This is a genomic window from Amycolatopsis sp. (assembly GCF_035276945.1).
GTDB lineage: Bacteria > Actinomycetota > Actinomycetes > Mycobacteriales > Pseudonocardiaceae > Amycolatopsis_E.
On record NZ_DATELF010000035.1, the window covers coordinates 1 to 2,480 of the forward strand.

General features: G+C 68.5%; 3 protein-coding genes. 2 read left to right on the plus strand and 1 reads right to left on the minus strand.

Features of this window, described 5'->3' with window-relative positions:
• Nucleotides 1–88 precede the first annotated feature (88 nt).
• Nucleotides 89–1,021 carry a cation diffusion facilitator family transporter gene (locus VJT49_RS04955; RefSeq protein ID WP_324163488.1) on the minus strand — a complete coding sequence of 311 codons (933 nt, stop codon included), beginning with the start codon at nucleotides 1,019–1,021 and terminating at the stop codon, nucleotides 89–91.
• 183 nt (nucleotides 1,022–1,204) lie between these two features.
• Between VJT49_RS04955 and VJT49_RS04960 the strand changes: the two genes are divergently transcribed.
• Nucleotides 1,205–1,639: a hypothetical protein gene (locus tag VJT49_RS04960; protein ID WP_324163489.1), complete on the plus strand. Its 435-nt coding sequence runs from the start codon at nucleotides 1,205–1,207 to the stop codon at nucleotides 1,637–1,639.
• A partial coding sequence (locus tag VJT49_RS04965; RefSeq protein ID WP_422652933.1) for an IS256 family transposase occupies nucleotides 1,639–2,480 on the plus strand: 842 nt, incomplete at its 3' end. The genes VJT49_RS04960 and VJT49_RS04965, both read left to right, overlap by 1 nt.

A 2,480-nucleotide genomic window follows, 5' to 3' on the forward strand; every position in this document is an offset into this window, starting at 1 on the left:
CAGGGTACATCCACCGCCGGGCAGGCACCGGCTCTCCCGGTTCCCCTCCGACTCAACCCGCCGACAAGGGTGCGTCCGCGCGCGGTGCTCAGCTCGGCGACCGGGCGGCATCGGACCGGTACACGTCCGGCTCCAGATAGATCACCTTCGCGGTCGGCACCGCCGCCCGGATCCGGGACTCCCCGGCGTCGATGGTGGCGGCGATCTCGGCGCCGTCCTCGTCCGCCCCGATGGCGATCTTCGCGGTGACCAGCAACTCGTCCGGACCCAGGTGCACGGTCCGCAAATGGATGATGCGCTGCACGCCGGGCGTGGACGCCAGCGCGGTCTCGATCGCCGCGACCTGCACGGGCAGCGCCGACTCCCCGATGATCAGGCTCTTGGTCTCCACCGCGAGCAGCACCGCGACCGTGCCCAGCAGCACGCCGATACACAAGGTGGCGATCCCGTCGAAGACGCCGTTGCCGGTGAGCACGCTCAACCCGACCCCGACGAGGGCAAACAGCAGGCCGAGCAGGGCGCCGCTGTCCTCCAGCAGGATCACCGGCAGCTCCGGGCTGCGGGTGCGGCGCACGAACCCCAGCCAACTGCGGCCCCCGCGGGTTCGGTTCGCCTGCCCCACCGCGGTCCGCAGCGCGTACCCCTCCAGGGCGGCGGCGATCAGCAGGACGATCACCGCGACCAGCGGCGACTCCAGCGGATGCGGGTCAACCACCTTGTGGTAGCCCTCGTACACCGCGTACAGGCCACCCAAAGTGAACAGCACGACCGCCACCAGGAACGCGTACACGTAGCGTTCCCGGGCGTGCCCGAACGGGTGCAGCCGCGACGCCGGCCGGCGGGCCCGGCGTCCGCCGATCAGCAGCAGCACCTGGTTGCCCGAGTCCGCCACCGAGTGCACCCCCTCGGCCAGCATCGACGCCGACCCGGTGATCCCGGCCGCGACGAACTTCGACACCCCGATCGCCACGTTCGCGGCCAACGCGGTCACCACCGCCCGGGTGCTGTCCTCGCCCGCCATATCAGCCCCTGCCCGTTGGACCCGTCGAAGACCAATGTCGCAGCCGGGCATACCCCGACATCGACACCCCATCCTCCATCACCTGGTTTCGACCGGCCGGCCAGCGCCATCGCACCACAGCCAGGTTGACCGGCACTGTCCGGCGGAACTCCGCATTCGGCCATTCCCGAGCAAGGAGTTGACGTGGAAGCCACCGGCTTCCTCACCGCCATCATCATCGGCCTGATCATCGGCGCGCTCAGCCGGCTGGTCGTACCCGGCAAGCAGGACATCCCGATCTGGCTGACCATATTCATCGGTGTCGTCGCCGCCATCATCGACACGGTCATCCCGGCCGCGCTCCGCGTGGTCAACACCCGCCCCAGCCCACCTCAGCGATGCCGGTCCGGGCGGTGCACGCCTTCCGGACCGAGCCGGCGTGTTCGGCCTTCGACCTGGCGGCGGTCCGGCAGTTCACCGCGCGCTGCTGCGCCGACCCCGCTCCCAACCCCGCGAAGAGTGCCCCGAGACCCTCCGGCAACCGCGACGTTGTTGCAGGTTAGCGGGGACTGTGCCGCGAACGGTGTTTCCGGCCCGACACGCCGGGCTGAGGTCCGGCGGGATGGGCACCGTGAGTGATGACATCGAACGTCGTGAGTCCACGTAGGAAGAACGACGCTGACGGGCGGCAGCTGTCGCCCGAACAGGCCGCCGCGGCCGCGATGGTGGCCGACGCCAAGGCCCGCGGGCTGGAGCTGACCGGCCCGAACGGACTGCTGAAGCTGTTCACCAAGAACGTGCTGGAAACCGCCCTGACCGAAGAAATGACCGAGCACCTCGGGCATGAAAAGCACCAGGCCGAGCCGGACCGCGAGTCGACGAATGTGCGCAATGGCAGCCGGGCGAAAACCGTCGTGTCGGACGCGGCCGGCGAGGTCCGTATTGAGGTTCCTCGGGATCGGGAGGGCACGTTCGAACCGCAGATCGTCAAGAAGCGGCAACGCCGGCTCACCGACGTGGACGAAATCGTCCTCTCGCTGTACGCCAAAGGGCTCACCACCGGGGAGATCTCGGCGCATTTCGCGGAGATCTACGGCGCCTCGATCTCCAAGGAAACGATCTCCCGGATCACCGACAAGGTGGTCGCCGAGATGACCGAATGGGCCACGCGGCCGCTGGATGCCGTCTACGTCGCCGTGTTCGTCGACGCCATCATGGTCAAGGTCCGCGACGGGCAGGTCGCCAACCGGCCCATCTACGCCGCCATCGGCGTCACCGTGGACGGCGGCAAGGACGTGCTGGGGCTGTGGGCCGGCACCGGCGGTGAGGGCGCCAAATTCTGGATGAGCGTGCTGGTCGACCTGAAGAACCGCGGCGTGACCGATGTGTTCTTCCTGGTCTGCGACGGTCTGAAGGGACTGCCCGACGTGGTGGAAGCCGTATGGCCACAGACCATTGTCCAAACATGCATCATTCATCT